Annotated in this window: 23 protein-coding genes; 2 read left to right on the forward strand and 21 right to left on the reverse strand. The window is 30.1% G+C overall.

Annotated elements, in window-relative coordinates; all coding sequences use genetic code 11:
* Positions 1–182 precede the first annotated feature (182 nt).
* The 12 genes from RDK80_RS00005 to RDK80_RS00055 all read right to left on the reverse strand — a co-directional run bounded on the left by RDK80_RS00005 (position 183) and on the right by RDK80_RS00055 (position 13,296).
* Positions 183–1,283: a sn-glycerol-3-phosphate ABC transporter ATP-binding protein UgpC gene (locus tag RDK80_RS00005; protein ID WP_308523069.1), complete on the reverse strand. Its 1,101-nt coding sequence runs from the start codon at positions 1,281–1,283 to the stop codon at positions 183–185.
* Positions 1,264–2,418, reverse strand: a complete 1,155-nt coding sequence (locus RDK80_RS00010; RefSeq protein WP_308523070.1) for an ABC transporter permease — start codon at positions 2,416–2,418, stop codon at positions 1,264–1,266. The genes RDK80_RS00005 and RDK80_RS00010 overlap by 20 nt, the downstream gene beginning before the upstream one ends.
* Complete coding sequence (locus RDK80_RS00015; protein ID WP_308523071.1) at positions 2,408–3,649, reverse strand: carbohydrate ABC transporter permease; 1,242 nt, start codon at positions 3,647–3,649, stop codon at positions 2,408–2,410. Before RDK80_RS00015 ends, RDK80_RS00010 begins: the two co-directional genes overlap by 11 nt.
* 10 nt (positions 3,650–3,659) lie before the next feature.
* Positions 3,660–4,499 (reverse strand): sugar ABC transporter permease, encoded by an 840-nt coding sequence (locus tag RDK80_RS00020; RefSeq protein WP_308523072.1) that lies wholly within the window; start codon positions 4,497–4,499, stop codon positions 3,660–3,662.
* Positions 4,489–6,261 (reverse strand): ABC transporter ATP-binding protein, encoded by a 1,773-nt coding sequence (locus RDK80_RS00025; RefSeq protein WP_216554235.1) that lies wholly within the window; start codon positions 6,259–6,261, stop codon positions 4,489–4,491. The genes RDK80_RS00020 and RDK80_RS00025 overlap by 11 nt, the downstream gene beginning before the upstream one ends.
* A gap of 106 nt (positions 6,262–6,367) precedes the next feature.
* Complete coding sequence (locus tag RDK80_RS00030; protein ID WP_216554233.1) at positions 6,368–6,640, reverse strand: CXXX repeat peptide modification system protein; 273 nt, start codon at positions 6,638–6,640, stop codon at positions 6,368–6,370.
* 274 nt (positions 6,641–6,914) lie between these two features.
* Positions 6,915–7,136 carry a hypothetical protein gene (locus RDK80_RS00035; protein ID WP_216554231.1) on the reverse strand — a complete coding sequence of 74 codons (222 nt, stop codon included), beginning with the start codon at positions 7,134–7,136 and terminating at the stop codon, positions 6,915–6,917.
* Positions 7,137–7,152: 16 nt separating this feature from the next.
* Positions 7,153–7,359 carry a CXXX repeat peptide modification system protein gene (locus tag RDK80_RS20060; protein WP_374041660.1) on the reverse strand — a complete coding sequence of 69 codons (207 nt, stop codon included), beginning with the start codon at positions 7,357–7,359 and terminating at the stop codon, positions 7,153–7,155.
* 43 nt (positions 7,360–7,402) lie between these two features.
* Complete coding sequence (locus tag RDK80_RS00040; RefSeq protein ID WP_216554229.1) at positions 7,403–9,667, reverse strand: ABC transporter substrate-binding protein; 2,265 nt, start codon at positions 9,665–9,667, stop codon at positions 7,403–7,405.
* Between the two features lie 91 nt (positions 9,668–9,758).
* On the reverse strand, positions 9,759–10,034 hold the full coding sequence (locus tag RDK80_RS00045) for a hypothetical protein (RefSeq protein WP_216554227.1): 276 nt from the start codon (positions 10,032–10,034) through the stop codon (positions 9,759–9,761).
* Positions 10,035–10,137: 103 nt separating this feature from the next.
* Positions 10,138–12,321: a radical SAM peptide maturase, CXXX-repeat target family gene (locus RDK80_RS00050; protein WP_308523073.1), complete on the reverse strand. Its 2,184-nt coding sequence runs from the start codon at positions 12,319–12,321 to the stop codon at positions 10,138–10,140.
* A gap of 594 nt (positions 12,322–12,915) precedes the next feature.
* Positions 12,916–13,296, reverse strand: a complete 381-nt coding sequence (locus RDK80_RS00055) for a hypothetical protein (protein WP_308523074.1) — start codon at positions 13,294–13,296, stop codon at positions 12,916–12,918.
* 189 nt (positions 13,297–13,485) lie between these two features.
* Between RDK80_RS00055 and RDK80_RS00060 the strand changes: the two genes are divergently transcribed.
* Positions 13,486–14,769, forward strand: coding sequence for an MFS transporter (locus RDK80_RS00060; RefSeq protein ID WP_308523075.1), 1,284 nt, complete (start codon positions 13,486–13,488; stop codon positions 14,767–14,769).
* Positions 14,770–14,787: 18 nt separating this feature from the next.
* Entirely contained in the window at positions 14,788–15,618 is an 831-nt protein-coding gene (locus RDK80_RS00065) for a glycerophosphodiester phosphodiesterase family protein (RefSeq protein WP_308523076.1), read from the forward strand.
* Positions 15,619–15,669: 51 nt separating this feature from the next.
* Here RDK80_RS00065 and RDK80_RS00070 read toward each other — a convergent pair whose 3' ends face one another.
* The 9 genes from RDK80_RS00070 to purM form a co-directional block, all read right to left on the reverse strand.
* Positions 15,670–16,131, reverse strand: a complete 462-nt coding sequence (locus RDK80_RS00070) for a chemotaxis protein CheX (RefSeq protein WP_094899828.1) — start codon at positions 16,129–16,131, stop codon at positions 15,670–15,672.
* Positions 16,128–16,550 carry a bacteriohemerythrin gene (locus RDK80_RS00075; RefSeq protein WP_094899827.1) on the reverse strand — a complete coding sequence of 141 codons (423 nt, stop codon included), beginning with the start codon at positions 16,548–16,550 and terminating at the stop codon, positions 16,128–16,130. The genes RDK80_RS00070 and RDK80_RS00075 overlap by 4 nt, the downstream gene beginning before the upstream one ends.
* Before the next feature lie 134 nt (positions 16,551–16,684).
* The gene (locus RDK80_RS00080) at positions 16,685–17,719 is read right to left on the reverse strand and encodes an HD-GYP domain-containing protein (RefSeq protein WP_308523077.1); all 1,035 of its coding nucleotides are present in this window, start codon (positions 17,717–17,719) and stop codon (positions 16,685–16,687) included.
* Between the two features lie 240 nt (positions 17,720–17,959).
* Entirely contained in the window at positions 17,960–18,262 is a 303-nt protein-coding gene (locus RDK80_RS00085) for a YerC/YecD family TrpR-related protein (protein ID WP_094899825.1), read from the reverse strand.
* Between the two features lie 88 nt (positions 18,263–18,350).
* Positions 18,351–20,021 carry a formate--tetrahydrofolate ligase gene (locus RDK80_RS00090; protein ID WP_094899824.1) on the reverse strand — a complete coding sequence of 557 codons (1,671 nt, stop codon included), beginning with the start codon at positions 20,019–20,021 and terminating at the stop codon, positions 18,351–18,353.
* Between the two features lie 245 nt (positions 20,022–20,266).
* Complete coding sequence (purD, locus tag RDK80_RS00095; RefSeq protein ID WP_094899823.1) at positions 20,267–21,532, reverse strand: phosphoribosylamine--glycine ligase; 1,266 nt, start codon at positions 21,530–21,532, stop codon at positions 20,267–20,269.
* A gap of 18 nt (positions 21,533–21,550) precedes the next feature.
* Positions 21,551–23,083 (reverse strand): bifunctional phosphoribosylaminoimidazolecarboxamide formyltransferase/IMP cyclohydrolase, encoded by a 1,533-nt coding sequence (gene purH / locus RDK80_RS00100; protein WP_201259686.1) that lies wholly within the window; start codon positions 23,081–23,083, stop codon positions 21,551–21,553.
* Between the two features lie 4 nt (positions 23,084–23,087).
* Positions 23,088–23,717 (reverse strand): phosphoribosylglycinamide formyltransferase, encoded by a 630-nt coding sequence (gene purN, locus RDK80_RS00105; RefSeq protein WP_308523078.1) that lies wholly within the window; start codon positions 23,715–23,717, stop codon positions 23,088–23,090.
* Complete coding sequence (gene purM, locus RDK80_RS00110) at positions 23,705–24,739, reverse strand: phosphoribosylformylglycinamidine cyclo-ligase (protein ID WP_094899820.1); 1,035 nt, start codon at positions 24,737–24,739, stop codon at positions 23,705–23,707. Before purM ends, purN begins: the two co-directional genes overlap by 13 nt.
* Positions 24,740–24,783: the final 44 nt, after the last annotated feature.

Raw genomic sequence — 24,783 nt, forward strand, 5'->3', positions numbered from 1 at the left:
GTATGATTAATTATATTTAAGTATGATTAATTATATTTAAGTATGATTAATTATAAAATATTTTTATGCAAGCATAAAAATATGAGTTATATCAAAATGATTAAAAAAATCATTTTGATATAACTCATATTGAAAATCATAGGCTATTTCTAGATTGTTTTTTTAATTTGTCTTATGGATATTTAATATAGCTTCCCTATCAGCTTATGGTCAGTTTTATCAAATAGATATAGTTTAGTCTCATCTATAAAAATTTTAATTTTATCTCCTACGTTTTTATTCACTTCATAAGGTACCCTTGCAATTAGTTTCTCATCACTAATTTGAATATGAATATGAGTTTCTGCTCCCATATGTTCAACGATATCTACTATACCTACAAGCTCTTGGCAGTTTTTAATTGGTTCAATATGAATATATTCAGGTCTAATCCCTAAAATCATCTCATTTTGTTGTTCCTTCATATTTAATAAAAGCTTTGAAATCTTAAGTTTTAGTTTTTCATTTCCAAACTTCATATAAGCATTTTCATCGTCTATTGATATTTTTACATCTATAAAATTCATTTGAGGTGTTCCTATAAAACCTGCAACAAAAGTATTTATAGGATTATCATAAATCTCCATCGGGCTTGCAACTTGCTGAATTAATCCATCCTTCATCACTACGATCTTTGTTCCCATAGTCATCGCTTCTGTCTGATCATGAGTTACATATATAAAGGTTGTAGCAAGTTCTTTATGGAGTTTTATTATTTCTGTTCTCATCTGTACTCTTAATTTAGAATCTAGATTTGATAATGGTTCATCCATTAAAAACACATTAGGATTCCTTACAATAGCCCTTCCTAAGGCTACTCTCTGTTGCTGTCCTCCGGATAATGCCTTCGGTTTTCTGTCTAGTAATTCTTCAATTTTAATTAATTTCGCTACAAATCTAATCTTTAAATCAATTTCTTCCTTTGGTATTTTCCTAAGCTTTAAACCCATTGCCATATTTTCATACACTGTCATATGAGGATAAAGGGCATAATTTTGAAATACCATAGCTATATCTCTATCCTTTGATGCAACTTTATTAACTTTTTTTCCATCTATAACTAAATCCCCATTAGTAATGTCTTCAAGACCTGCCACCATTCTAAGAACTGTCGATTTTCCACAACCAGAAGGACCAACCAATACAATAAATTCCTTATCTTCTATCTCAAGATTAAAATCCTTTACTGCAAGTACATTTCCTGGATATACTTTTTTTATATTTTTAAATACTACTTCTCCCATATTTATCTCTTCCTCCCAGTACTTCATTATTGATCATTCTTATTATAAGTACAAATGTAATTATGCCTAATATGAAAAATGCCAAAGTAAGTAATTTTACTTTATTCAAAGTCATATCATAAAAATATCCATAACTACTTAGATTTATTTTTATAGAATCAGTTAGTGTTTGATAAAATTCAAAATCAAAAATATCATTAATTGGTAAGTATTTTCCAGGGATATTGAATTGAAATTTTATAACCCATTGTAATAAAAATATTCCACCAAATATTAATAATACTAATTTAATAGCTTCTTCAAGAATTTCACTTATCCTTAGATATATAATCTCCTTTAGATAATATATCTCAAGTTCTTTCTTTACACACCTGTTTATCATTTTTATTCTTCTTAGAAAGATTATTGCTATTAATATAAACAATAAAGAAACTATAAATAGCTTAGTTCCTCTATGCCACTCCATGAGAACTCTATTGGTATCGGAATAATCCATTATGTTTAATGCTTCTTTATTTATCTCTGGAATTCTAAACTTTAAATAGTCTATAAACTTATCTTTATAAAACTCGTCTTCAATACTTGCAGGTTTTTGTATAGAAATAATAGAAATATAATTATCTAGGTTGTTTTTTGCATATTCATAATCTATATATACTATATCCTTTTTATCTCTTATAAGCATATTACTTCCATTGATTTTATAAATATCTATAATTTCATAACTCTCGCCTTCTATTTCTATCATCTTCCCTATTGGATTAACTCCTCCATACCTTTCTTTGGCTAATCTATCACTTATTATAATCTGATTTTCATTAAGAAAAATATTTTCTCCATATATAAATTCCATTGATTCCAACTCATAATAATTTTTATCGATTCCCATAGCTGTTAAAGACTTTTCATTTAATACCGTGTCCTTTTCTATATATAAAACATATTTATAACTTTCATTGATATATTGTTCTTCTGACAAAATAAAAGGTAGAGCCTCACTGTCCTTATCAAATGATAACTCCACTCGTTGCGGGATCAAAGAAAACTCATCAATTAAACTTTTCTGAAAGAAGAACATAAAAGCAAGTATAACTATCAACCCTAATACCAATACAATTTCCTTTTTATTCCTCATAATCAGCACCTCTATTATCCAATACTCTTACGATTATTCCATCTATAATCGGTTTTGTAGATCTTTCAATAATCTGAGTTTCGGGAGAGAACCCACCTTGAATTGCTGCTTCTATTCCATTGTCTGCAATTACAGTAACTGTCATTTTTACTGCTTCTAGCCTCTCTCTTCTGGATTTTTCCTTCATTACTGTGTATATATATTTATTCTGTCCTCCTCCATAAATACAAGAAATTGGTATAATATTTGTATAATATCCTAAAGATGGGCTTGTATAATCACTAGGGTCGGATTTCATATCTCCACTTTTTATTCCAACTACTTCTACGGCAGGCATCATAATATAAGTGATCTTTTGAGTAAGTAAAGTAAATACTAACATAATAATCATAAAAATTTTAATTATTTTTAAAATATTCTCCTTGCCTTTCCCTTTCCTTTCTTTATTATACTCTTCATCTATTTTGATAAAACTTGTAATACCTATGCCATGAACTAAATCTTCATAGGAAAATTGATATAGGAGAATAGGCAGTATACTGAATAAAATTCCACAAGTAAAAGATATATTTCTAAATCTTTTGCTAGCATTTAAGGTGACTGCTAAGGGCATATCAATAGTATCTTTAATAAATACTAATGGCTGTTCAACCATAGACCAATAATTTATGAAGAGTAATATAGTCAATGCAGAAATTATTGATTTACATAGAGGTGCTGCTATTCGTAAAAAAAGACTAAACTCATTTAATCCATCTATCTTTCCTGCATCATATATTTCATTGTTTATTCCTCTCATATATTGGGCCATCAATATGGTTCCAAATGTGGAAAATATATTGGGAATTATTACAGCTATAGGCTTGTCTATTATATTCAATGTTTCTAAAGTAATATATTGGGCAACTATAGTTGCTTGAAAGGGCATAAGCATCAGCACTATATATAACCAATATAAAATATTTTTGCTTTTAAACTTAAATCTAGTAAAGCCATATGCACTTAATAGTGCGAAAGGTATATTAATACCTATAATCACAAATGTATATATTATAGAGTTCCAAAATCCTATAAAGAAATCTTCCGTTTGAAACAATGCTTTCCCATATTGTACTAGTGAAAAATTTCCATCTATGCTTTTAAAGGAATAAATTATCATAATCAAAATAGGGAGAATACATATCAATGAAAAAGAATAGATAAACATATTTTTAAATATTTTTTTAGCCATATTCCCCCTCCTAATGATTTAAATATTTATCTTGAAATTTTAAAAATCCTATTATAAGCAATGAAATCCCAACAACTACTATAAACGCAGCAGTACTTAATCTTTGATAATTTAATTTATAAAAATTATTGTTCATAAAGTTTTGCAGCAGATAAGCTGTATTTGGCGGTGTATTCCCATATAATGCATAAACTTCACGAAACATTGAAAAGGAGTTGATTATGCTTAAGATTACTACAAAGAATATAATGGGAGCTATAAGGGGAACTACTATTTTAGCTGCATATATTAAATTAGAATTTGAATCCAACAGAAATGCTTCTTTATATTCTTTTTCTAAAGATGTAATTGCTCCTGTAAAGATGATTAGCATATATCCTGTATTTTTAATTATATAGATTAATATTAAGGTTTTCATAGCGTTGTCTTCTCCAAAAAAGGAAACTGATTGATTGTTAAAAAAAACTAATATCTCATTTACTATACCATTATTTCCTAAAACAACTTGCCAGCCCATAAGAGCTGAAGCAACTGGAACTATCATAGGAGATAACATTGCCCATCTAGGAAATCTATATAATTTCTCTGACATCATAATACTTAAAGACAGAGAAAGCATAGTAACTATGGGAACTCCTATAATAATAAATTTTAGAGTATTCTTTGCAGCTAATAGGAAAGCTGGATTATTAAAAAGTTCTCTAAAGTTGGATAGTCCAACAAATTGAATATCTGAAATTCCCTTCGTAAATGTATAGTATAGACTTAAGAAAAAAGGTATGATATAAAATATGAGAACTCCCAATAATCCTGGCAAAATAAAATATAATCCAGATTTTCTATCCTCCAATTTCCTCAGCTCCCTTTAATGGCATATTGACATTTCTATTTTCAAATAACTCTTGGTATATATGGTTATTCTCCGACAAATAGTCATGCTCTCCACTATCTATAATCTTTCCGTCTCCAAAAACAAATATCTTATCACTCTCCATGATAGATGATATTTTATGACTAATAAGTAATATAATAGATTTTTTACTGTATTCTTTCATGATTCTTATAATATCTTTCTCAGCCTTACCATCAAGATTTGCTGTGATTTCATCAAATATATATATTGGTGTATCTCTAAGTAATGCTCGAACTATACTTAATTTTTGCTTTTGTCCGCTTGATAGTGTAGAGCCTCCTTCTCCTATAATTGTTCTATATCCTTCAGGCAAAGCTTTTATAAATTCATCTAAACCAACCTTCTTGCACATATCCTTTATATCTTCCTCTTTTAAAGACTCATCAGCCAATCTTATATTATTTATAATTGTATCATTAAAGAAAAATTCCTCTTTTTGAACATATGTAATATAACTCCTTATAGAATCATAGGGAAGTTCAGAATAGTTTTTCTCATTTATACAAATACTTCCTTTTTCTACATCATATAATCTAATTAATAATTTTGCAAATGTACTCTTACCGCAGCCATTTGAACCTACAATACTATATAAACCAAATCTGTCAATAGAAATATCCATGTTATTTAAAACATTTTCTTTTTCATGGTCATAGGTAAATGCGATATCTACACATTCCAAAACAGGCTTTTCTTCTTTTTCATATATTGCTTTATTACCAACCTCTGAATCCTCACTCATTACTTCAATAATCCTATTTAAAGATACTGCTACTTCTTGAAGACTAATATTTATATTAAATACTTGTGATATGGCAGAAAATAATTTATTTATATAAGTATTAAAAGATACCATCAAACCAATTGTTAAAATTCCATCCTTTATTAATAGGGCAGATAAATATATTACATAAAGGGAAGAAATCACTGTAATCAAACTATGGGCTAATTGTATAATATTTCCCAAATGTATGGATCTCCGTAAAAGCTTAAATTCTTTATTAATATAGCTTTTATATTTGTTATTAATTTTATCTTCTAACCGAAAGCTTTTGATCCCCGTATTATTTGAAAAAATTTCATTTTGGAAGCTAAAATATTCATCACTAAATTTTTTTCCTCTTTCTGCCAGCTCTTTAAAATATTTTCTAGCGATATATGTAACTAGAAAAGTTGCAGGTATATAAAATATTGCAACAGAAGATAGGCGAATAGAAATAGTTATTACAAAGTATAGAGAAACTGCAATATTAACAATTATATGCAGTATACTTGTAATTAAGTTGATTCCAAATGAAACTATGCTGTCGGTATCTCCATTTAGTCGAGAGATAAATTCTCCTGTTTCATATTTGTTATACGCTAAAGTTCTCATTCTTATCATTTTATCGAACAATTCTATTTGAGCATTTTTAGATAGTTTAAAATTAACAACTTGTCCTATATATCCCTCCAATATACTTAATAAATTAGTAAATAATGTTATAAAGAAATAAAGAATAATAATTTTAAATAATAAATCCATATCCCCCAATGTAATACTGTCCAGCATTTTGCCATATAAATAAGGGCTTATGTTTGCAACTAAAGACCCGATAAATATCAATACTATAATTAAAACCAAATACTTTTTACCTGTATAAATATACCTTTTAAAAAACCATTTCAGTTTTTCTTTATCTGTTTTATTTATATCCATGTTAGAATCACATCCTAAATATCATTTAAATAGTGATAAATATATTAAATTTGCCTAACTTAAATTTAAGTTAGGCAAATTTTTATTAATAAGTAAAATATATTGTCTATGCCTCAATTATATTAGTCATTATCTTTCTTGTTTCAAAATCCAACCACCAATTCTTGCCTTCCCACCTATACTTCTTAGCCATATTATCCCACCAAGAATTAAACTCATGAACTGTTTTTCCATAATCTTTTATTAACTTATCATAGAGTTTCTGATTGTCTGCCTCAACTATTTTAGTAAGATTTTCAAGTGCTATTTTCTTTTCAAATAAATCTTCTATTTCTTTAAACTCCCCATCATTTAGTTTCCAAACCTCTTTAGCTTTCATTTTGTCATTCCTTTCTTCTCACTCTAATTATTCTACTCATTTAGCCTAATCATTACATTTTCTGCCGCCCTTTTTAATGCTTCATAAAAAAGTGTTATTTCTCCATTCATATATAATCCTATCGGTTCTGAAATACTTAGTCTAAGGTAACCCATATTGTATAGATAATCGATTTTATGAAAGCTTTCTATTTATAGATTTGTTTTATTTTACTAATAGTAAAGCGAAAGCTTATCAGTTTGCTTAGACAATTCCAATGAACTTTTTCCAACAATTAGAACAAATTATTATTTGCAATAGGACCTGCCCCTCTTGCACATGTTTCTGCACAATTCATAGTACATGCATCGCTACATGTACCTACACATGCAAATCCACAAGCATATCCACAACTGTATTTGCAAGTTGCTGTACAAGATGATGAACAATTTGTATAATCCTTAGTTGATATTAAGTTTTCTAAATTATTTTTAAAACATTTACTTTGGTATGACATTATAATCTCCCCCTTATTAATTATTCATTTCCCAATTATACTTCTTAACCATATTATCCCACCAAAAATTAAATTGGTGAACTGTTTTACCATAATACTTTATTAACTTATCATAAAGCTTCTGATTATCTGCATCAACTATTTTAGTAAGATTTTTAAGTGCTATTTTCTTTTCAAATAAATCTTCAATTTCTTTAAACTCTTCACCATTTAATTTCCAAATCTATTTGATTTTCATTTATACCTTTCTTATTACTCTAATTCCCCTATTCATTTAGCCTAATCATTACATTTTCTTCCGCCCTTTTCAATGCTTCATCAAGTGTTATTTCTCCATTCATATATAATCCTATCGGTTCTGAAATACCTAGTCTAAGGTAACCCATATCGTATAGATAGTTGATTTTATGAGAGTTTTCTAGCATAGCATTATTATATCCGTCTATATTGCTACCTGAAAGACGATGCATATATATGGCATCTGCTATCATTCTATCAACGCCTTTTTTACTAATAGGTATTCCTGTTCTATCTCGTGATGAAATAAACTGAATATCTTCTTCCAGTAAAAAGCTTAAAAACTTCCATGCATTTTCTTTCCTTTCGGAACGGTTATTTATCGAGTACATCATCATACTATAGCCAGTCCTATTATCATTTTTTTCTCCAATAAAACTTGGTATCACTCTGCTACTATTTGTCTTATTATATTCATTAAAATGAAATAATCTATCAGCATGATAAATACTTCTGTTAAATGTTAAAGCTAGTAATGAACCATGAAGTCTATCAGTCAAATTGTATTCCGCGTTACCAAGTACAAAATTTTTACTCTTACTGCAGTCTTTAAACTTTATCAAAAGGTCTTTAAACCACTGCTGATTTAAATTTACTTCTTTAGTTTCTAGATTAATAAGGTCTGGCATATTAGCTATAAGCAGATATTCCTCGAAAACATCCCAAGGACTTTTTCCTTCCATTTCTAATGTAAATAAATGTCTATCTGGAGCTTTTTCTTCTATTATCTTTACAATGTCTAATACTTCTGACCAAGATATATTGGTAAAATCTATATTAAGTCCTAATTGCTTTTCTAAATCTTCATTTAATTCATATTGATAAAACATATAATTAATAGGTAATCCCCTTATAGCGTTATTAATCTTAAGAGCATTTAATACATCCTTGTTTAAATCTTTGTAACTTTTATCCTTCTCTATTAAATCTGTTAAATTCATAAAGGCATCTGTTGCTAAAATATTATGGATTTCAATTCCTACTCCTCCCGTATGAACAATATCTCCTATATTTCCTTGGATAATGTCCAAAGTCAATTTAGATACACATTCTTCAGCATTTTCACCAAACTCATTTTCATTGTTATAGGTATAGTTATATTCAATATGTTCATCTGGATATTTAAGTTCATATCGTTTAATAGCTTCGTCCATAAAATCATTTCTATATGAATCAGTTATAATGACCGTTGTCTCTCTTTTCGGTCTTTCTCCTTCTTGTTTTGTATATAAATAATAGGAGCTTTTTATATCACTTAATTCAATGACGGTATCCCTCATCACCTTAGTTTTTAAAGAATAATAGATATCTCCATCTTTTTCCACCATAAAGTCCTTTATATCGTAATCATCTAACAAATATGTGGAATCTTTTCCAAATTCAAATATTGATTCTTTGAAACTTCCATCTTTAGCATGGAATACATTTAAATTTTTGTCAAATCCATATATAAATTCTCCATCTTCCGAAAAACGTATAGGATTTAATCTATAAGATATATTTCTAAATATTTCAGTTCCTTTTTCTGAATCAACCATGTAAAATCCATATGGCAAAGATGTAGAACCTTGTGTGGTAAATATACATCTCCCCTTATTATCTACATCAAAGCTACTTACACTTTCATATGAATATTTCAGCTCTCCCTCTTTTGTGAATATATGTAGAGTTGGTTGCGTATTAGTCTGAGCAGATAGATATATATAATCATCACTAACTCTCATGTGTTCAACCATTATATATGAATCATCAACAATCTTTCCTTTAAAATCCTTTAATTCTATATTCCCTTTTTTATTTCCCTTATTATCAAAAGAGCTAGCTATTATTTGCTTAATATTACTATCATATTTTATATTCCAAATTTCATCTTCATTGATGAGCCAATATCCACCCCTCAACGTAATATTATCCGGAATCTCATAAATATTTTCTTTAGACTTTATGTCTTGTAAAGAATCACCTTTAAATCTGACTATTTTCCCATTGTATTTAAATATTTTATCATAACCATTCCCTTCAAATATTGATTCATCTGCAAACTCTTCAACATAATAAAATTTATCAGTTTCTTTTTTTTCATTATCTTTGCTTTCTTGAAATGTTTCATCTCCGTTGCCATATTTATTTTCTTTATTATTATCTTTGTTTCTAATGATAATAAATACACCCGTTACAAGTATAATCAATAGTAATATTGATAATAAAATTGCTCTTTTTTTGTTATTTTCCACCATATCTCATTCCTTTAACTAATTTTTTTAAATCTAATTATATGTAGTTTAGTCGACTTGAAAATCAAGTCGACTAAACTTTCTTTGGTAATTACAGCAAATTATTATTTGTTATTGGGCCACTTCCACTTGCACAAGTCCTAGCACAACCATGAGCACAACTGTTTGAGCAACCACCACCACATGTGCTTATGCAACTATCATCACATGTTCCTGAACAGTCGCCAGTACAATCTGTTGCACAACGACTTTGACAACTATCCCCACATCTTGTATTACAACTTCCTGTACAACCTTTCCCACATGAATCCATTGGTGTAATAGGATTGCTAATTATATTTTGTCTAATCTTACTATTGTATGACATAGATTCTCTCCCTTTCTAATTATATTTGTGAAGTCCTAATGGACCTATCACCTTGTTAATATCCCTTTTTCCCAAACTTTTCTTTAGTTTTAAATCTTGATGTTTAAACCTGATATTTATAATAACCTGCGAACTCACTATTGTTTTTAAAAAACTTTGATATTGGATCTAAATAATCATTTTCTTTTATTTCCAATGTATTTTTACTAGGTATTATTGAACAATTCTTAAACTTACTTTTTAAATCTAAAGAAACTACTCTCTCTATATGACTTTTCCTACACTGAAATGATGGTGAAACATTATACTCTTTTGTATTTTTTTTATTAATATAAACGCAATCCCTACATTGATATGCATCACAGATTCTACAAAGATTATTATTCTCAATCCCATATAAGTAACTGCCATATTCCTTTATAATTCCTTCTGTAACTTCTCCAATAAAACCATCTTCAATATTTGAAAAATCAGCACAACAAGTATATATTTTACCTAATGGAGATAATACGAATGTATTTTCTCCTGCCTGACAATTATCATGTTTGTCCAAAAACAAAATATCTGTTAATATGTTTATCTCCTTGAACCTCCCTTCATTTTCCCATATTTTTATAATTTTATCACTTATCATTTCCATCTGCTGTCTATATTCTTCTTCATTAAAATGCCTATCTAATTCTGTTATATTTATATTAATCCTATTCGAAAATTTGATTAACTCATCAATTGCTTCATTTAATTTTTTTATTTCATCTTCTCTTACATTTAATATTATATTGTCAATAAATATTTTTTCATTCCAAACATTCTCCATATCATATACTGGTAAAATTCGTCTAAATTCTTGTTTTTGTGCTAGATTATAATACTTTATAGGAACTATATGCAATATGTCATAACCTATATATTCTTCTTTTGTTCTCAAAGTTTTTCCACTTTTTCCATGAACAAATATTGGCATCATAAAATTTTCTTGTGCGTAATTTAAACCTTCAAGAATTACACTATCACTCATTTCATTATCATTTTGATTTTGATTTTCATGGCAACAATAAGTTATGTAGTCGTCTGACAATAAAAAGTAAAATGACTTTTTATTTATCTTATTATTTTCTCTTTCTATTCCATGCACATTATATAACTTAGAAAAAAAGTAATTATTCGCTCTGACTCTAGCCTTATGCATATTACATATATATTTAGCACGGTAAAAATTAGTAGGTACTGGAGCTTCATCATAATTAAAGCCTTGGCAAAAACCACAGCCTGTAGCTATATCACAATTTAAGCACTCAGAATCACTTTGAATCCGATTAGTAGATAGTACAAAAGGTCTAACCTTTTCCATGTCTATTCCATTCTTTATATCACCTACTGACCATTCTTCATGATTATTTAATGAGTACCCATAGTACCTGATGCAAGGGTAGATATTCCCATTTGGTGACAATGCAATCATCTTTCCAGCTCCGCAATAAGTCTTATCCATATCTTCTTCGTCATAAGGATATCCTATTGTTTCATCAAAGAAAGAACAGTGATAGCCTTTGTCATATAATTTATTGTCTATTACGTAGTCTGCCAAATTTTTTAATTGCTCCTCTAAAACCTTATCATCACCCTTTTTCCATACATTTTCAAAAACAACATTAGCATTGACTTCTTTTATGCCTCTATTCCATAAAGATAAAACACTGTCATATAATAAAGGCAAATCATCACTTGCAAAAGTTACCTTCGTTGCCCCTCTAAATTGCCTTAACCATAAATCAATATTGTCATTTATTTTATCAAAGGAACCTGAACCATCAGGAAAAATTCTTTGCATATCATGTTTTTCCTTAGTTCCATCTACTGATATAGTTATGGACATTTTATTAAGATTTTTCTTAATGAGTCTTTGAACTTCAAGCGAGGAGTAATTAACTCCATTAGTACAAATGCTTATTCTATAGTTCCAATACCAATCATGATCTAATTCAAATGCTCTTAGCTTAAAATAATCTGCTATTCTATCAATAAGATTGGCTTCTATTAATGGTTCTCCACCAATAAATTCTAAGATTACAGCTTCTGAATATCTCATCTCATCAGTTGTAAGTAGACGATCAATAAAAGCTTTAGCAGTATCAAAATCCATCTTATTATCAGATTTTTTGTGAGTTATATAACAGTACTTGCACCTCAAGTTACAATCATCAGTAACTACGAATGTGACTGTCTGTGCTCTATCAGCGTGCCAGCTCCCAACAGACTTTCCAAAGGTATAATTATCACTATTCATTTTTCTCCTCCTCATTTATTCTTATATATACATAAACTATATATATTTATCCACTTTCCCTATAGAACTACAAAAATCATACTAACAATTATTTCCACTTGTTAAGTTATGGTCATTATATCCTACTACAAAAAAGCTGTCAACCCATTGAATTCACTATCTTCTCGACAAACTTCGATATATTTTGTCAAATAAACACAAACTAGTCAAATTTACATTTATAAATCCTAACTAGCTTCTATCTTAATCCAATTCTTTAATTACATACTCACGTCTAAATTACTTACGTAAGCGTTAAATAGACCACATCTCTCAATGATATAATCTATTTCGTGTCATCTTCTTTGGTAGAAAATTTGTATTTATTCTAGCATATAGATGTTTTAGTTAAACCTTTATTCCATGGATAATCTAATTTACTAGATTTTGCCTTGATAAGTCTATTCCAAAGTTTTCTATCTACTTCTTTCATCCGAAATACCTATTTCGTCAATATTAAAGAGATTATCTTATGAAAATGGATAGATTAAAATGTGGGCTAATTTATCCTATTTTCAAAGAAAAAAGAACCCATCACGAGTTCTTTCAATTATATTATCTAGCTGATTTGAGTCTTGCAATATCTCTCCAATTTTCTGCAGTGTTTATCTCTATTCTTGATATATTAGATTTTATATCTGCAAGTTCTTGTTTTACTTCATGTTTAAACTCTGTTAAATCAGCAGTTTGTTCTATTACTGCTTCTAATTTTATAAGAATTTGTTTTTGTCCATCTTCTAGACCTCTTTGTCCTAATCCTAAGCTCTTTTGTCCCTCTTCTAGACATTTTTGCCCTAATTCTAGATTCTTTTGTCTTTCTTCTAGACCTTTCTGGCCTACTTCTAAGTTCTTCTGCCTTTCTTCTAGGTTCTTTTGTCCCTTTTCTAGACTTTCTAACTTCTCCAACACTAATCTTTGAAATTCATCAGTAGTCATCAGCACAAACCTCCCTTTATCCTTATTCTCCATTATATCCCTAAATATAATTATATATTAACAATAATTATTATACAATGAAATTTCATTCCATAATTCAACTTTGATCTTCTAATAATAATATTCATTGTTTATGTAGATTCCCAATGCTATAATAAGAGTAAATTTAAAGATTTAAGGAGGAACTTTATGAAGTTAAATTACAAACGGACCTTTTTTGTAGGACTAGCATTTTTATCTATTTCTGCATTTTGGCAATTATATGATAATATTATACCACTTATTTTACAAAACACCTTTAAAGTTGGGGAAACTATGACAGGCACCATAATGGCTGTTGACAATATCTTAGCTTTATTTTTACTTCCTATTTTCGGTGCTTTATCCGATAGAATAAGGACTAGATTTGGAAGAAGAACTCCTTTTATCGTTATAGGTACAGTCATAGCAGTTATCTCTATGATGATGATTCCTATTGCAGATAATAATCAAAATTTCATATTGTTTTTTATATCTTTAGGTGTGGTACTTCTTTCTATGAGTATCTATCGTTCACCTGCAGTTGCTCTAATGCCTGACATCACACCTAAGCCTCTTAGAAGTAAGGCAAATTCCATAATTAATCTCATGGGTGCAGTAGGGGCCATTTTTACTCTTGCAATGATTAGTATATTGATTCCAAAAGAATCTTCACCTAATTATACAAATATCTTTTTATCCGTTGCTATTCTAATGGTAGTTGCAGTTGGTATTCTTGTAATTACCATTAGAGAGAATAAATTAGCTAAAGAAGTATCAAGTACTGATTGTACTGAAGATGAAGAATCCAATTTAGATAATCTAAATGAAAGCATAACTATGGATAAAAATGTAAGGCGAAGCCTAAATTTTATATTTGCATCAATATTTTTATGGTTTACAGCATATAATGCTGTCACTACAGCTTTTTCTAGATATGCAATAACGGTTTGGGACTTACAAGGTGGTGGTTTCGCAAATGCCCTTATGGTTGCAACAGGTGCTGCAATTCTATCTTATATCCCTATAGGAATCATATCTAGTAATATAGGTAGAAAGAAAACTATTATTGGTGGTATTGTAATTATGAGTATTTCTTATTTCTTTGGATTTTGGTTTAAGACTTACTCTCCCTTAATCAATGTGGTATTTGCATTTACAGGTATTGGATGGGCGGCTATTAATGTGAATTCATATCCAATGGTTGTGGAGATGGCTCGTAGTGCTGATGTAGGAAAATATACTGGCTTATATTATATATTCTCTATGTCTGCACAGGTTTTTACTCCAATATTATCTGGATTTCTATTAGAAAATATCTCTTATAGGACACTATTCCCTTATTCATTTGTATTTTCTTTGTTATCCTTGGGCACAATGTTGATGGTTCGTCATGGTGATTCTAAGCCACCAAAGAGAAAAAGCACATTGGAACATTTTGATGTAGAAGATTAGTTTATAGGAGGTTATTTAATGTTTTTCTATATTCTTGGTATCATTTTAATGGTAATTATTCTTTACCTTCTTGCTATTATGCCAGAAACACTAAATAGACCTGACTTAAGCTTATTTTATAAAAGATATTATGCTCATAGAGGCTTTCATAAAGAAAAGTTTATTGCACCTGAAAATTCTATGGCTGCATTTCAGCTGGCAATAAATCATGGATTTGGAATTGAGTTTGATATACAGTTATCAAAAGATCGTGTTCCAGTTGTATTTCATGATTTTAATTTAAAAAGAGTCTGTGGCATAGATAAAAATGTAAATGAATTGACTTTTCAAGAATTAAGAGGACTTACCTTATTTGATTCAAAGGAAAAGATTCCTCATTTAAAGGAAGTAATTGATTTGGTTAATGGACAAGTACCTCTAATAGTGGAAATAAAATCCAGATTTAATTATCTTTCAATTTGTAGTATAGTTGCATCTTATTTAGATAATTATAGTGGGGGATATTGTGTGGAATCTTTCAATCCTTTAGCTGTACTTTGGTATAAAAAGAATAGACCACAGGTTGTTAGAGGACAGCTTTCTACAAATTATTTAAAGAGCGAAATTAAACAAAGTAAAATATTTTCTTTTTTATTACAGAACTTAATGTTTAACTTTATTACCAGGCCTCACTTTATTTCATATAACTACAAATATCATGATAACTTATCTTTTATTTTGTGTAAAAGACTTTATAAAGTCACCACTATTGCTTATACTATTCCTTCAAAAATAGAATTAGACAATTATCTTAAGTATTTTGATTTGTTTATTTTTGAAAATTTTTTACCAGATAATCCTTTGAATTAAAGATAATAGAAAATAGCTAAGATTATAATCTTAGCTATTTTCATATTATAATTAATTTTCTGCTAAAAACACATTAATATCAAATTCACCAATATGGGTTTTTAATGGTAGAAGAAGTGCTAATTTATTTGCCATAGAAATAGACTTATATTCGCCTATGATTATTTGTGGTGGAGCAATATCACATATGTAATTATATTCAGTTAAATTTGTTACTGCATTGCCTCCAATAATATTTGCAACTTCACCCAAAGCTGAAGATACAAAGTTGTCTATTTCATGCATTTCCATTCCTGACATTATTCTAACCATCTCTAAAGTCATATCACTAGTAAAACTAAAAAGAATCGTGCCTTTCAAATCTCCTGTGACTCCAAGAATAACATTGGCATCTTTGCTGCAAACCATGCCCTCTATAGCCTTTAACTGTCCCTTCTCTACATCTGTGTCAAGCATTAATCTAAATACATCCTGAGTTGCCTTATAAAAGGAGTTTAAGTATTCTGCCTTCATTGTGCTTGTCCTCCTTTTTCATTTGCATATTCTCCAATTTTTTGATCCATTTTTCCCACATGCATGATTAGCCATGTCATAAGTTTAGCACTGAATTCTTGTATTTTTTCCTCAGTAAATCCTCCTTGTTCAAAGATTTTAACATAATCATTGATTACTTCTTTAAATTTTCTATGTGCTTCTTTATGTATTTCAATATCTGGATAATTAATTTTTTCTTGATACGCTTCTTCATCATCAAAATGGAATATTACGTATTCTTGCATAAATTCCATTGTTTCTTTTACCTTATCTAATCTTTCATTCCAATCACTTTTACTTTGAACAATTTGTATAAATTCTGATAAACGTTTAAAGAGTTCTTTGTGCTGCTCATCAATTAATTCTACACCAACTTTATATTTATCTTTCCACATCATTTTTAATCCCTACTTTCTAACTTCATAATAATTATAATATTTAATTATATACCCCATAATTTGATATATTACAACAATAGCTTACACTTAATGTTAAAAATCAATAGCTTTGATGTGGCTCATGCTCTTAAATATTATATTATAATATCTAGTATCTCAGTATCTTGTGGCTGAAGAAAATCTATAAATTTATTACCTACCTGCACTATAGGCTTAGTTTCATTTTGAGGGTGTATATAGACTATTATTCCTGTTGAACCATCACTTAGTAAGACCTTATTTCCAACATAAAATCTAGATATATTCTTTAAAAAGACTTGAGTAATATTAGGGTCTAATGAGGTGAAACTTTCACGTCTAAGATAATCTGCGGCTCGTAGTGGCGAATCCTTATCTTTATACACTCTATTAGATGTAATAGCATGATATATATCGCATACAGCCATTATTTTTGCATATTCATGTATACTATCTCCTTTAGCACCATAAGGATAGCCTGTCCCATTGATTTTTTCGTGATGCTGCAATATACCCTGTAAAATATCTTCATTAAATCTGTTAGTCTCTAATAGCATTTCATAACTATAAAGAGGATGTTTTTTCATTTCTTCATACTCTTCTGCACTCAATATACCCGGTTTCTTCAATATTTCATCCGAGATCTTCAACTTTCCAATGTCATGAAAAAGCCCAACTATAGATAAATCCATAATTTTATCTTGAGGATAATTTAGCCATTTTCCCAAAGTTATAGCTAATATGCTTACACCTAAACTATGATTAAATGTATAGTCATCTGTCTTTCGAAGCAATCTCATCTGAGTAAGTATATCTCTTTCTGAGGCTATTTCCTTAACAAAGCTATTCATCTCAGAAATTACCTTATCTGATTTTAATTCTTTACCCTCTTTAATCTCATTGAATATATTATCCAGTCTATTTTCTACCTTGGAATATTCTCTAGCAAATCCATCATTGCGAATTCCTTCAGGTATTTCTTCCTCTCTAACAAATACAAAATGTATTCCATGAATATTTAGTTTATCAATGAAAGCCTTTGTTATAGCGGTGTTCTCTGGTATCAATACTGCACCTGTTTTTATATCTACTACGTCCTTGTCCAAGAGCATTCCTATTTCTAATTTATCAATATTAATGAGTTTCCCCAATATACACACCTCCACTGAGATTATATATTACTATTGATCTAATTTATTTTTACACTCTAAAAGGAATAAGGGACTCTTAGTCCCTGTTTCTTATAACCAATAGGAAAGTTCTGCTTTAATACCTAATATCAAGAACTTGACCTAATTGAGTTTTAAGCAAATTATCGAAATCTTTGATTTCATGCAAGTCGCTTATGCAGTGGCCAAGAAAAGTTTCTAACTTTTCCTTAGAGGCTTTTCTTATTCTTCTATTATGCCTAATTTTTTTAATACAATATTGTATCCTTCTGAACCATAGTTCAAAGCCCTATTTATTCTACTTATCGTTGCAGTACTAGCACCTGTCTCAGCTTCTATTTCATTGTAAGTTTTATTAGCTTTAAGTAATTTCGCAACCTCGAGCCTTTGTGCTATTGCTTGAATCTCCTTTATAGTGCATATGTCTTCAAAAAACCTATAACACTCTTCCATATTTTCTAAAAGTAAAATCGCTTCAAAAAATCCATCTACCTGATTGGATTTTATCTTTGAATTAAATTCCATATCCTGCCCTCCTAATAAATTATAGTTTCATACTAACGTATTCAAGTGTAAAGTGATAATAATAGCTGGGACTTTGCCCAGCCATTATCTAGAACAATCCTACTATTTCTCCACTTGGTAATATATCAATATTATTTGCAGCTGGAACTTTTGGTAATCCTGGCATTGTCATAATTTCTCCTGTTAGGGCTACTAAGAAACCAGCACCTCTAGATACTTTTATGTCTCTAACAGTAATGCTAAATCCTCTAGGTCTGCCAAGTAAAGTCGGGTCATCTGAAAGTGAATATTGAGTTTTTGCCATACAGATTGGCATCTTGTCAAATCCTAATTTTTCTATATTAGCTATTGTTTTCTCGCAAGCCTTAGTGAAGTCAACTCCATCTGCACCATAAACTTCCTTAGCTATCTTTTCAATCTTAGTCTTGATTGAATCTTCTACATCATATAAAGGTTTAAAGTTAGACTCTTTTGTTTCACATACTCTTACTACAGCTTCAGCCATTGCTACTCCGCCTTCGCCACCTTTACCCCAAACTTCTGAAAGAACAGCTTCTGCACCTAATGATTTACATCTTTCAAGTACATAGTTAAGCTCAGCTTCTGTGTCTGTTGGGAATTTGTTAATAGCTACTACCGCTGGTACTCCAAATTTATTGATATTTTCTATATGTTTCTCTAAGTTTTCAAACCCTTTAGCTAATGCTTCTAAGTTCTCATTACCTAGTTCATCTTTCTTAACTCCACCATTGTATTTTAACGCTCTTACTGTAGCTACTATAACGGCAGCATCTGGTTTTAATCCACCGAATCTACATTTGATATCGAAGAATTTTTCTGCACCTAAGTCTGCACCAAAGCCTGCTTCTGTTACTGTGTATTCTGCCATTTTTAAAGCTAATTTTGTAGCTAGCATTGAGTTACATCCATGAGCTATATTTGCAAATGGTCCACCATGAATTAATGCTGGTGTGTTTTCTAATGTTTGAACAAGGTTAGGATTAACTGCATCTTTCATAAGTAATGCTACAGCACCTTGAGCTTGTAAGTCTTTTGCAAATACTGGACTTCCGTCATATTTATATGCTACGATAATTTCTCCAACTCTAGCCTTGAAGTCTTCTAAGTCTTTTGATAAACAGAAGATTGCCATTATCTCTGAAGCAACTGTTATATCAAATCCATCTTCTCTTGGCATTCCATTTGGTTTTCCGCCTAATCCGATTACAATATCTCTTAATGCTCTGTCATTCATATCAAGAACTCTTTTCCAAACTACTCTTCTTGGGTCAATGTTTAATACGTTTCCTTGATGAATGTGGTTATCTAATAAAGCTGAAATTAAATTGTGAGCTGTAGTTATTGCGTGGAAGTCACCTGTAAAATGAAGATTGATATCTTCCATAGGTACTACTTGAGAATATCCACCACCAGCAGCACCGCCTTTAACTCCAAAGCTAGGTCCAAGTGAAGGTTCTCTAAGTGCTGTTATTGCAGTTTTACCTATTTTATTTAATCCCATTGAAAGACCTATATTTGTAGTAGTCTTACCTTCGCCTGCTGGAGTAGGATTAATTGCTGTAACTAAAACTAGTTTTCCGTCTGGCTTGTCTTTTAATTCCTCTAAAAGTCCTAAAGATACCTTTGCCTTATACTTTCCATAATGTATAAGTTTTTCTTCGTCTATCCCTAACTTCGCTGCTACCTCAGATATAGGTAACATTGTTGCCTCTTGAGCAATTTGAACATCTGTTTTCATACTTAATCCTCCTTGTGTTTATTTTTGTACTAACTATTATTTAAATTACCTAAGTAAATTATACCCGAATTAATATATACCCTTTTTAATATGGTCAATCACTTTTATTCCAATTTTCTAATTTTTTAGCCTATTACTAATGAATACTTAAACTACAATTACTATATAGTATTATAACAGAACAATAAGATTTTGGAAATCTTTTTCAACAAAAAAAGCAGGTTTTATCCTGCTCTATGAGTTAATTAATTGACAATTGTAGTTTTCCCAATATCCTTCCTATAATTCATACCATTAAATTTAATTTTATCTACATTTGAATAGATTTTTTTTCTAGCTTCTTCAATAGTATGTCCTAAACTAGTAACAGATAAAACTCTTCCTCCATTTGTAATTAAACTTCTATCTATTTTCTTTGTTCCATTATGAAAAAGTATAATATCCTTATCTAGCTCATCTACTCCAGTAATTATAAATCCTTTTTCATATTCATTAGGATACCCCTTAGATGTAATGACTACAGTAACACAAGCCTTCTCTTTCCATATTAAATCTGATTTTTCTAATGTTCCATCTATTGTATTTTGAAATATATCTATTATATCTGATTCAAGCCTTGGGATTAATACTTCTGTTTCAGGATCACCAAATCTTACATTAAATTCTAAAACCTTAGGCTCATCACCTACTATCATCAGACCAATAAATAATATTCCTCTAAAATCCATTTTTTCTGAATCTAATCCGACTCTTATGTTATTAAGTATATTTTTTTCAATTTTTTTATTTAACTCATCATCAAAAAGCGGACTAGGAGAGAAACAACCAACTCCTCCTGTATTTGGTCCTTCATCGTTCTCATATATTTTTTTATAGTCTTTAGCAGATTCCATTGGAATTATTTTATCCTTAGTAACTATACAAAGAAGAGAAGCTTCTATACCATCTAAAAATTCTTCTATAACAACCTTTTCTCCCTCAGATCCAAATACTTTTTCTCCTAAAATATCTTTTAATGTATTCATTGCTTCATCTTCACTCTGGCAAATAACTACACCTTTCCCGGCACATAGTCCATCTGCCTTTATAACTAATGGATAAGTGAATTCCCTAAGTCCTTCTATTGCTTCATTTAAATTAGTATATGTCTTATATTTAGCAGTAGAAATATTATATTTCTCCATAAATCCTTTAGAAAAATCCTTACTACCTTCAAGCTCAGCACATTCCTTGTTAACTCCAAAAATTTTCAATCCTTTTTCTTGGAATTTATCTACTATACCTAGTACTAAGGGTAATTCCGGCCCTACTACAGTTAAATCTATATGATTTTCCATAGCGAATTGAACTAACTTATCTATTTCATCAACATTTATAGCTATATTTTCAGCTATATCAGCAGTTCCACCATTTCCAGGTGCACAATAAATCTTACTTACTTTCTGACTCTTAGCTATTTTCCAACATAATGCATGTTCTCTACCACCACTGCCTATAACTAATACTTTCATTTTCTTACCTCCTAGGCATTAATGTTTGAAATGTCTTATACCAGTGATTATCATAGCAATACCATTCTTATCTGCTTCTTCTATTACTTCATTATCCTTTAGTGAACCCCCCGGTTGAATTATTGCTGTAATTCCTGCCTTAGCTAATAATTCTATGGAGTCTTTAAATGGAAAGAATCCATCAGATGCTAAGACTGCTCCTTTGACCTTTTCCCCTGCTCTTTCTATTGCATTCTGCACTGCCCATACCCTATTTACTTCCCCAAGACCAATACCTATGGTTGCTTTATCCTTAACTATGACTACTCCGTTGGATTTTACACTCTTTGCAGCTTTCCAAGCAAATAATAAATCTTCCATCTCTTCCTTAGTAGGCTGATTCCTGGTTACTACCTTTAATTCTTCATTTAATAAAATATTATCTTTATCTTGTATTAGTAGTCCACCTAATACTTTCTTTATATCTAATTCTTTATATTCCCTGTCTGTAATATTGTTTATCTGTAGGATTCTTATATTTTTCTTTTGAGTGAGTATTTCTAATGCTTTTTCAGTGAAAGATGGAGCCATTACTATTTCTATAAAAATTTCATTTATTTTTTCTGCAACCTTCTCATTTATTTCTCTATTAGCTGCTATTATTCCTCCGAATATAGATACCTTATCACATTCATATGCTTTTTCATAAGCTTCTAGTATGTCTTCTCCACTTCCAATACCACAAGGATTAGCATGCTTTACAGCCACTACAGTAGGTTCATCAAATTCTTTTAGTGCTTCAATACAACCATTTCCATCATTAATATTGTTGAAGGAAAGTTCCTTTCCATGAAGCTGTATTGCTCCTGCTAGAGTTCCTTCTTTCTTCCCTACTTCCCTGTAAAATGCTGCTCTTTGATGCGGATTTTCTCCATACCTTAACTCTTCCTTGGATTTATAGGCCAAAGTTAATCTCTCTGGGAATATAACCTCTTCTATTTCATTAAAATAATTTGATATTAATGTGTCATAATAAGCTGTATAGTTGAAAACCTTTCTTGCTAAATATTGCCTTGTTTTGAAGGTAGTTTCATTATTCTCCTTTAGCTCTCTTAGTACAATTTCATAATCGGAAGGATCTACTATTACTGTTACATCTTTATAGTTTTTAGCTGCCGCTCTAATCATAGATGGACCACCAATATCTATATTTTCAATGATCTCCTCGTGAGTTACACCTGATTTATTTATTGTCTCTTCAAAAGGATAGAGATTATTAATTACTATATCAATAGGATTTATTTTCATATCTTCAATTGTTTTTACATGATTATCATCATCTCTTCTGTACAAAAGTCCGCCATGAATATAAGGGTTTAAAGTCTTTACCCTTCCATCTAGTATTTCGGGGAAATTAGTTACATCTTCAACTTCCATTACTTTTATTCCAGCTTCTTTTAAAATTCTATAGGTTCCTCCAGTCGATATTATTTCCCAGCCTAGTTTCTCTATTTCTGAGGCAAATTCAACAATACCTTCTTTATAAAAAACACTGATTAATGCCCTTTTCATCATCTCACCTCTGTTTTATAATCACTTTTCTTCCTTCAATGATTAAACTACCTTCACAATATAATTTCACTGCCTGTACCAAAAGCTTATGTTCTATCTCTAGTACTTTTTCTTTTAAGGTATCCACCGTATCTTCACTATTAACATATACAATTTCCTGAAGTATTATAGGGCCCGTATCTGTTCCCTCATCTACAAAATGAACTGTAGCCCCTGTTATCTTTACACCATAGTCTAAAACCTCTTGATGTACCTTTTCACCATAATATCCTTTTCCGCAAAAACTAGGTATTAAGGAAGGATGGATATTTATTATTCTTCGATTAAATTCCTCTATAAATTCTTGAGATAGTACCTTTAAATATCCTGCTAAGACAATTAATTCTACATTTTTTGCTTTAAACTCTTTTATTAATTCTAGATTATATTCTTCTTCACTATTAAATAACTTTCTATCTAAATAAATGCTCTCTATTCCTGCATCTTTTCCCCTAGTTAAGCCATAAGCTTCTTTTCTGTTGGAAATAATTAATTTTATTTCTCCATCTATATTTCCATTTTTAATATTATCTATTATAGATTGTAGATTAGTACCTCCACCAGAAATTAAAGCACCTATCTTTACTGGTGACATAATACTACTCCCTCAGTACCTTTTTTAACTTCACCAAGTAATATAAATTCTTCTTTCTGCTCTTTTAAATATTTTGTAATATCATCTAGTTCATTTTTATCTACCGCAAGAACCATACCTATTCCCATATTAAAAGTACCGTACATCTCATCCTTAGCTATACCACCCCATTTTTGTAAAAGGTTAAATATAGTTGGAGTATTTATTTTAGCAGTGTCTATATGAGCTGTTAGTCCTTCTGGCAGCATTCTTGGAATATTTTCATAAAATCCTCCACCAGTTATATGGCTAAGACCTTTAATATTAAATTTCTGTACCAAGCTATATACTGGATTTGTATATATTCTAGTTGGTCTTATAAGTTCCTCACCTATGGTGCATCCTAGTTCTTCTATATATTGGTTTACATCCATCTTTTCTTTTTCAAATATTATTTTTCTAACTAAAGAAAAACCATTGCTATGAACTCCACTAGATGGTAATCCTATGATATAGTCGCCTTCTTCTATTGCAGATCCGTTTATTATCTTCTTCTTGTCTACTACTCCTACACAAAATCCCGCAACATCATATTCATCTTCTTTATAAAATCCAGGCATTTCAGCAGTTTCTCCACCAATTAGGGCACAACCTGCTTTGATGCAACCATTAGATACACCTTCTACAATATTTGCCATCTTTTCAGGAATAAGTTTTCCTGTGGCTATATAATCTAAGAAAAATAAGGGCTTAGCTCCTTGACAAAGAATATCATTAGCACACATAGCTACACAATCTTCTCCTATGGTATTATGTTTATCCATCATAAAAGCAAGTCTTAGCTTAGTACCTACTCCATCCGTTCCTGATACTAAAACTGGTTCTTCATAGGACTTAGTATCTAATTGAAACAAGCCTGCAAATCCACCTATATCTGATAAAACCCCTGGGATATGAGTTTTCTTTATCATTCCCTTTATAAGCTGTACCTCTTTATATCCTGCTTCTTTATCTACACCTGCATCCTTATAAGTTAAGCTCACTTTACACCCTCCTATTTTCAATTCACGATTCACAATTCACTAGA

This window comes from uncultured Tissierella sp. (genome assembly GCF_902479755.1).
Classification (GTDB): domain Bacteria; phylum Bacillota; class Clostridia; order Tissierellales; family Tissierellaceae; genus Tissierella; species Tissierella carlieri.

What these genes read in the sequence shown, in the direction of transcription:
- RDK80_RS00005 (WP_308523069.1), bottom strand. Translation starts at nt 1,283, where the DNA reads ATGGGAGAAGTAGTATTTAAAAATATAAAAAAAGTATATCCAGGAAAT.
- RDK80_RS00010 (WP_308523070.1), bottom strand. Translation starts at nt 2,418, where the DNA reads ATGAGGAATAAAAAGGAAATTGTATTGGTATTAGGGTTGATAGTTATA.
- RDK80_RS00015 (WP_308523071.1), bottom strand. Translation starts at nt 3,649, where the DNA reads ATGGCTAAAAAAATATTTAAAAATATGTTTATCTATTCTTTTTCATTG.
- RDK80_RS00025 (WP_216554235.1), bottom strand. Translation starts at nt 6,261, where the DNA reads ATGGATATAAATAAAACAGATAAAGAAAAACTGAAATGGTTTTTTAAA.
- RDK80_RS00030 (WP_216554233.1), bottom strand. Translation starts at nt 6,640, where the DNA reads ATGAAAGCTAAAGAGGTTTGGAAACTAAATGATGGGGAGTTTAAAGAA.
- RDK80_RS00035 (WP_216554231.1), bottom strand. Translation starts at nt 7,136, where the DNA reads ATGTCATACCAAAGTAAATGTTTTAAAAATAATTTAGAAAACTTAATA.
- RDK80_RS00045 (WP_216554227.1), bottom strand. Translation starts at nt 10,034, where the DNA reads ATGTCATACAATAGTAAGATTAGACAAAATATAATTAGCAATCCTATT.
- RDK80_RS00050 (WP_308523073.1), bottom strand. Translation starts at nt 12,321, where the DNA reads ATGAATAGTGATAATTATACCTTTGGAAAGTCTGTTGGGAGCTGGCAC.
- RDK80_RS00055 (WP_308523074.1), bottom strand. Translation starts at nt 13,296, where the DNA reads ATGACTACTGATGAATTTCAAAGATTAGTGTTGGAGAAGTTAGAAAGT.
- RDK80_RS00060 (WP_308523075.1), top strand. Translation starts at nt 13,486, where the DNA reads ATGAAGTTAAATTACAAACGGACCTTTTTTGTAGGACTAGCATTTTTA.
- RDK80_RS00065 (WP_308523076.1), top strand. Translation starts at nt 14,788, where the DNA reads ATGTTTTTCTATATTCTTGGTATCATTTTAATGGTAATTATTCTTTAC.
- RDK80_RS00070 (WP_094899828.1), bottom strand. Translation starts at nt 16,131, where the DNA reads ATGAAGGCAGAATACTTAAACTCCTTTTATAAGGCAACTCAGGATGTA.
- RDK80_RS00075 (WP_094899827.1), bottom strand. Translation starts at nt 16,550, where the DNA reads ATGATGTGGAAAGATAAATATAAAGTTGGTGTAGAATTAATTGATGAG.
- RDK80_RS00085 (WP_094899825.1), bottom strand. Translation starts at nt 18,262, where the DNA reads ATGGAATTTAATTCAAAGATAAAATCCAATCAGGTAGATGGATTTTTT.
- RDK80_RS00090 (WP_094899824.1), bottom strand. Translation starts at nt 20,021, where the DNA reads ATGAAAACAGATGTTCAAATTGCTCAAGAGGCAACAATGTTACCTATA.
- purD (WP_094899823.1), bottom strand. Translation starts at nt 21,532, where the DNA reads ATGAAAGTATTAGTTATAGGCAGTGGTGGTAGAGAACATGCATTATGT.
- purH (WP_201259686.1), bottom strand. Translation starts at nt 23,083, where the DNA reads ATGAAAAGGGCATTAATCAGTGTTTTTTATAAAGAAGGTATTGTTGAA.
- purN (WP_308523078.1), bottom strand. Translation starts at nt 23,717, where the DNA reads ATGTCACCAGTAAAGATAGGTGCTTTAATTTCTGGTGGAGGTACTAAT.